This is a genomic window from Intestinimonas sp., assembly GCF_026169115.1.
Lineage (GTDB): Bacteria > Bacillota > Clostridia > Oscillospirales > Oscillospiraceae > Intestinimonas.
The window spans coordinates 20439-27199 of sequence record NZ_JAPFEA010000086.1; the positions used below are offsets into that span (position 1 = coordinate 20439).

4 protein-coding genes are annotated in these 6761 nt (G+C 61.5%); 3 read left to right on the forward strand and 1 reads right to left on the reverse strand.

The features are described 5' to 3' along the window. The first annotated feature begins 157 nt into the window (after nt 1–157). The 3 genes from Q0Y09_RS07785 (at nt 158) to Q0Y09_RS07795 (ending at nt 5253) form a co-directional block, all read left to right on the forward strand. On the forward strand, nt 158–2068 hold the full coding sequence (locus Q0Y09_RS07785) for an acyl-CoA dehydrogenase family protein (protein ID WP_297720039.1): 1911 nt from the start codon (nt 158–160) through the stop codon (nt 2066–2068). A gap of 19 nt (nt 2069–2087) precedes the next feature. Next, nucleotides 2088–3299 (forward strand): FprA family A-type flavoprotein, encoded by a 1212-nt coding sequence (locus tag Q0Y09_RS07790; RefSeq protein ID WP_297720041.1) that lies wholly within the window; start codon nt 2088–2090, stop codon nt 3297–3299. 223 nt (nt 3300–3522) lie between these two features. After that, nucleotides 3523–5253 (forward strand): C69 family dipeptidase, encoded by a 1731-nt coding sequence (locus tag Q0Y09_RS07795; protein WP_297720043.1) that lies wholly within the window; start codon nt 3523–3525, stop codon nt 5251–5253. A gap of 68 nt (nt 5254–5321) precedes the next feature. Here the strand turns inward: Q0Y09_RS07795 and Q0Y09_RS07800 are convergent. Continuing rightward, a partial coding sequence (locus tag Q0Y09_RS07800; RefSeq protein WP_297720045.1) for an S-layer homology domain-containing protein occupies nt 5322–6761 on the reverse strand: 1440 nt, incomplete at its 5' end.

Here is a 6761-nt window from a genome sequence, read left to right on the forward strand (position 1 = left end):
TTTGTACGCTGCGCAGATTTCCCTTTATCTGGAGGACAAAAAGGCGAATTTTATAAAAACACATAAATCCTATTGACAAACGATGGATTCAAATGTTAGAATCGCCATATAAAGATAATGGTTATTATTACTGATTAAAATACAAGGAGGAGACACCATGCTGTTCAAAACCACGGCGCAACACGAGGCCCTGCGGGCCCAGATCCGGGCCTTCGCCGAGGCGGAGGTGAAACCCCAGGCCTTCCTGATGGATAAGGAGAATCTGTTCCCCGACGAGGCGGTCAAAAAGCTGGGGGAGATGGGCCTGATGGGCATCCCCTATCCCAAGGAGTACGGCGGCGCCGGTCTGGACGCCATCAGCTATGCCATCGCGGTGGAGGAGCTCTCCCGGGTGGACGGCGGCACCGGCGTCATTCTGTCGGCCCACGTGTCCCTGGGCTCCTGGCCCATCTTCGCCTATGGCACCGAGGAGCAGAAGCAGAAGTACCTGGTCCCCCTGGCCAGGGGCGAGAAGATCGGCGCCTTCGGCCTCACCGAGCCCAACGCCGGTTCCGACGCCGGCGGCACCGAGACCACCGCCGTGGACAAGGGCGACCACTGGCTCCTCAACGGCGGCAAGATCTTCATCACCAATGCCCCCAAGGCGGACACCTACGTGGTCTTTGCCGTCACCACCCCCGACATCGGCACCCGGGGCATCTCGGCCTTCATCGTGGAGAAGGGCTGGGAGGGCTTCACCTTCGGCGACCACTACGACAAGATGGGCATTCGCTCCTCCTCCACCGCCGAGCTGATCTTCAACGACGTGAAGGTCCCCAAGGAGAACCTGCTGGGCAAGGAGGGCCAGGGCTTCAAGATCGCCATGTCCACCCTGGACGGCGGGCGCATCGGCATCGCGGCCCAGGCCCTGGGCATCGCCCAGGGGGCCTATGAGGCCGCCGTGGACTACGCCAAGGAGCGGGTCCAGTTCGGCAAGCCCATCGGCTTCAACCAGTCCATCGGCTTCAAGCTGGCCGACATGGCCACCAAGCTGCGCTGCGCCCGGCTGCTCATCTACTCCGCCGCCGATTTGAAGGAGCACCACGAGCCCTACGGCACCGAGTCGGCCATGGCCAAGATGTACGCCTCCGACATTGCCCTGGAGGTCACCAACGACGCCCTCCAGATCTTCGGAGGCACCGGCTTCCTCAAGGGCATGGACGTGGAGCGGATGTACCGGGACGCCAAGATCACCACCATCTACGAGGGCACCAACGAGATCCAGCGGGTGGTCATCTCCGCCGCCATCATGGGCAAGCCGCCCAAGAGCGAGGGCGGCTCCTCCAGCCGGCCCAAGAAGCCCGCCCCCATCACCGGCGTGCGCAAGAAGATCCTCCTCAAGGAGGGCAGCCCCGCCGAGCAGGTGGCCGCTCTGGTGGAGCACCTGAAGAAGGACGGCCACGACTTCACCGTGGGCATCCCCATGGACACCCCCATCTCCCAGGCCGAGCGGGTGGTCTCCGCCGGTCAGGGCATCGGGGAGAAGAAGAACATGAAGCTCATCGAGGCCCTGGCCAAGGCGGCCGGCGCCGCCGTGGGCTCCTCCCGCCCGGTGGCCGAGACCTTGAAGTATGTCCCCCTGGACCGCTATGTGGGCATGTCCGGCCAGAAGTTCAAGGGCAACCTCTACATCGCCTGCGGCATCTCCGGCGCGGTCCAGCACCTCAAGGGCATCAAGGACGCCTCCACCATCGTGGCCATCAACAAAAATGGCAACGCCCCCATCTTCAAGAACTGTGACTACGGCATCGTGGGCGATGTGGCGGAGATCCTGCCCCTGCTGACCGCCGCCCTGGACTGCGGCGAGAAGCAGCCCGCGCCCCCCATGGTCAAGATGAAGCGCCCCGCGCCCCCCAAGCCCGAGCCCATCGGCAAGCGCTATGTCTGCGGCGGCTGCGGCTATGAGTACATCCCCGAGGTAGGCGACGAGGACGGCGAGATCGCCCCCGGCACCCTGTTTGAAAATCTGCCCGAGGAGTGGGTGTGCCCCGAGTGCGCGGAAAAGAAAGACATGTTCATTGATGCCTGAGTAAGAAGGAGGGACTATCATGTATTGTGTCCGTAATGTGACGGAAGACCTGTACTGGGTGGGGGCCAACGACCACCGGCTCCATCTGTTTGAGAATATCCACCCCATTCCCCGTGGCGTGAGCTACAACGCCTATCTGCTGCTGGACGAGAAGACCGTCCTCTTTGACACCGTGGACTGGTCGGTCTGCCGCCAGCTGTTGGAGAACATCGAGCACCTGCTGGATGGCCGGCCCCTGGACTACCTGGTCATCAACCACATGGAGCCCGACCACGGGGCCTCCATTGAGGAGATCCTTCTGCGCTGGCCGGAGGTGAAGATCATCTCCACCGAGAAGTCCTTCATGTTCATGCGCCAGTTCGGCTTCCAGGTGGACGGCCATGAGCTCATCGAGGTGAAGGAGGGCGACGGCTGCTCCTTCGGCAGGCACAACGTCACCTTCGTGGCCGCCCCCATGGTCCACTGGCCCGAGGCCATGGTCACCTTCGACACCACCGACGGCGTCCTCTTCTCCGCCGACGCCTTCGGCTCCTTCGGCGCTCTGGATGGCAAGCTCTTTGCCGACGAGGTCAACTTTGACCGGGACTGGATCGACGACGCCCGCCGCTACCTCACCAACATCGTGGGCAAGTACGGCCCCCACATCCAGCTCCTGCTGAAAAAGGCCGGCGGCATCCTGGACCAGATCAAGTACCTCTGCCCCCTCCACGGTCCCGTGTGGCGGAAGGATCTGGGCTACTTCATCGACAAGTACGACAAGTGGAGCCGCTATGAGCCCGAGGAGAAGGGCGTCATGATCGCCTACGCCTCCATGTACGGCAACACCGAGGCGGCCGCTCAGGCTCTGGCCGCTAAGCTGTGCGAGAAGGGCGTCACCAATGTGTGGGTCTACGACGTGTCCAACACCCATGTCTCCCAGCTGGTCAGCGAGTCCTTCCGCCTGAGCCACATCGTCCTGGCCAGCGTCACCTACAACCTGGGCATCTACCCCGTGATGCACGATTACCTCATGCACCTCAAGGGACTCAACCTCCAGCACCGCACCTTCGCCATCATCGAAAACGGCTCCTGGGCGCCCAAGTCCGGGGACCTTATGCAGAAGTTCGTGGACGAGGAGCTCAAGAACATGACCCTCCTCAACGAGCGGCTCTCCCTGGCCTCCGCCCTCCACCCCGACAAGGCTTCGGAGCTGGAGGCCCTGGCCGACGCCATCGTGGAATCCGTGCAATAATCCAGACCAAAACAGGGGCGTTCCGATGAATTTCATCGGAACGCCCCTGTTTTTCTGGTCCTTGGTTTATTTTACAAAAAATGAGGTTGACAAAGTGGACGATTTGTGCAATTATTGGGGTGTTGCCAAAATGACCGGCCTTTGAGGGAGCCGGTGAAAGAAAGGAGGGAACCCACCTCAGCGCCCCAGGATCTGAATGAAAAAAGAGGAGATGGATACCATCATGAAAAAGTCCCTTCGCGTTCTGTCTGTTGTGCTGGCCGGCTCTATGCTGCTGAGCAGCAGTGCCCTCGCCTGCACCGGTGTGTATGTCGGCAAGGATGCCAGTACGGACGGCTCTTATATGATCGCCCGCAGCGAGGACCAGAGCAACGGCGCTTACAACAAGATGTTCTATGTCCAGCCCCGGGTGGAGAACGAGCCCGGTCGTTACCTTGAGGACACGGCCAATGGCTTCAAGCTTCCTCTGCCTGCCACAACCTACAAATACAACTATGTGCCCGACTACACCCGTGGCGACGACGGCATGTACCCCGGCTCCTGCACCAACGAGTACGGTGTGAGTGTCACCGCAACGGTCTCCACCTCCACCTGCGAGGCGTGGGAGAAGGAGGACCCCTTCGTGGAGCCCGGCCTGCGTGAGGCCATCCTGGCCGCCACCGTGGCCGCCGTGGCCAAGACCGCCCGTGAGGGCGTGGAGGCCCTGCTGGGCTATGTGGACGAGTACGGCTCCGAAGAGGGCAACACCGTCATGATTACCGACCAGAAGGAAGCCTGGATCGTGGAGATCTACGGCGGCCATCAGTACTGCGCCATGAAGATGCCCGACGATCAGGTGGCCGTGTTCGGTAACCACAACATGATCGGTCTGGTGGACCCCAAGGCCACCCCCGAGGACGGCTATTACTACTCCAAGGGCCTCTTTGAGACCATCGACAAGCTGGGCCTGGCGGCCAAGGAGGGCGAGCTCTACCACCTGGCCAAGTCCGTCAGCAACAACATCCGTGAGGACTCCAGCAACATGCGCAACTGGGCCGGTATGACCATCCTGGCCCCCTCCAAGGCCGGCGAGTACAAGAGCGATGAGTTCTATCCCCTGTTCTACACCCCCGACCAGAAGGTGAGCGCCCTGACCGTGATGGACATTTACCGCAACCGCCTGGAGGGTACCCCCCTGGACGTGACCCTGCCCGGCCAGGAGAACAACCGCGTCATCGGCACCGAGCGTTCCTCTCAGATCCATGTGCTCCAGACCTTCCCCGACTGGCCCGCTGAGTGCGCCGCCATCGACTGGCTGTGCCTGGGCAACGCCCAGCACTCCGTCTTCATCCCCCACTTCTCCGGCATCACCGACACCGCTGCCGCCTACAAGGTGGACGGCGAGGTCTACGACCCCAACGGCGCCTTCTGGATGTTCAAGCGCCTGTGCACCCTGGCCGAGCAGGACCGCACCCTTTACAGCAAGGGCGTGATGGACTTCTGGGACCTGCAGGAGCAGATCATGTACGACGAGATGATGGCCGCCGCCGAGACCATGCAGGCCAAGTACGCTGAGAGCCGCGCCGCCGGCGACGCCTATGTCACCGAGCTGGGCATCCAGACAGCCGAGCGGGAGATGGGCCTGACCCACAACCTGTACGCCAACCTGCTGACCACCATGATGTTCAACACTGGCCGGGCCGCCGGGCGTCCCCTGGAGACCTTCATGGCCGACGTGCCCCTGCGCCAGGTGGCCGAGTACAAGGGCTACGACGTGACCTGGACCAGCAGCAGCGTCACCATCACCAAGGGCGCGACCAGCTATACCTTCGCCCCCAACGACGACCCCGCCTTCTTCTATCCCCAGGGCTATGCCTGCACGGACGCCGCCGGCAACGCCGTGGAGCTGAGCACCTACGCCTACATCCGCGACGGCGTGACCTACGTCCCCATGGACTTTGCCAACAGCCTGTAAGAAATTTTCCCATCAAAAAGGCGCGCTGCTTTCGCAGCGCGCCTTTTGTATTGGTTTGGCCGCCGGGCTCAGCGGTAGCGTTCGGCGGTCTCGACGAGGGCCTGAGTTACATCAATTTCTCCACCAACATTCATAGAATGGGGGTAGCCATAGAGTTCCTCGTGCTGGCTCATGGTCAGGATGATGGGATGCCCCACGTCGGCGGCCCCGCCGTCGAGGGCGTACCACGTCCCGTCGATGAATACATGGTTCCATGCGTGGGCGCCATCGCGGACTTTACCGTTTAACTGATAGCAAGGAATACCAGCGGCTCCGACGATTTGCTCGATGGCACTAGAAAAATCATCGCAATCCCCGGTGGTTTTTCCGTTCGTCCAGCTGAATCCGCCGTTTACCTCATAGTCAAATCGGTCACACACCGCTTTGACGCAGATCTCCACCTTTTCCCGGTCAGACATGCCGTCGGTGAACTGGGCGAAAATGGGGGCAAAAATGGCATTGCGCTCGTCAGGAAGAGGACGTGCCGTATAAAAAGCAAGGTCGCCTCTGAGTTTCTCTCCATACTGAGCATTGTAAGCATACAAACTAATCATAGCCGAGTTGACTTTTCCAACCCCATTATTGAAATTGTCTTTCGCTGTTACTGCATAGTTATAGTATTGATTGACGCTGTTTTTCAATTCGCCTTGGTGAATAATGATGTCAGAGTGAACCAGCGTATCCACTGCCGCATTAAATGCGTCCTTATCGGTCAATGCCTTGATCTCGTCGCTCTGCTCGCTCCAATAGTCCACAATGGGCTTGTGGGTGTCCAGACTCAGCGTCACGGGGGTGGAGCTGATGATGCCCACCACGTTGCTGGGGGCGGCGGGCGATTCCGGCGTAATGGGCTTTTCTGATTCCACCGGCTGCTCCGGCCCGGCGGGGGTCTGACTGCCGCCGCTGAGCACCCCTTTCAGCCGACCATAGAGGACGGCGGCCTGAGCCCGGTCCACGGAGCGGTCCCCGGCGAAGGTGCCCTGCTCATCGGTGCCTGTAATGATGTCAAGAGAGAAGACGGTGGTCACAGCGTCTTTGTAGCCGGCAGGGATGGAGGTAAAGTCGCCGATCTCCCCCTGGGCGGCGGCCATTTCCCCCTGGGTGGGCAGGGCGAAGCCCTTGTCCCGGAGGATGTTGGTCATGACCAGGGCCATGTCATAGCGGGAGACCGGCTCCTCCATGCCGGCCTTCGTGCCGGCAAACAGGCCGTGGGCCGTTCCGACGGTCTGGGCGGGGGCGTACCAGGGGGAAGCGTTCCCTTTATCCAGCTCGGCCTGGACCTCCGGGCCGTAAAAGCCCCGGCCCAGGATGGTGATGAACTGGGCCATGGTCAGGGTCACATCGGGGCGGAACAGGCCGGTCCCCTTGGCGGGGTCGCCGCCGGTGCCCTCCATCACGCCGTCGGCGTAGCTCCGCTCCACCTGCTGGTAGGCCCAGTGGGTGGCCGGTACGTCTGAAAAGTGCTGGAC

Bases quoted from the DNA above. Each gene is read 5' to 3' on its own strand.
- Q0Y09_RS07790 (WP_297720041.1), top strand. From the start codon at position 2,088: ATGTATTGTGTCCGTAATGTGACGGAAGACCTGTACTGGGTGGGGGCC.
- Q0Y09_RS07795 (WP_297720043.1), top strand. From the start codon at position 3,523: ATGAAAAAGTCCCTTCGCGTTCTGTCTGTTGTGCTGGCCGGCTCTATG.
- Q0Y09_RS07785 (WP_297720039.1), top strand. From the start codon at position 158: ATGCTGTTCAAAACCACGGCGCAACACGAGGCCCTGCGGGCCCAGATC.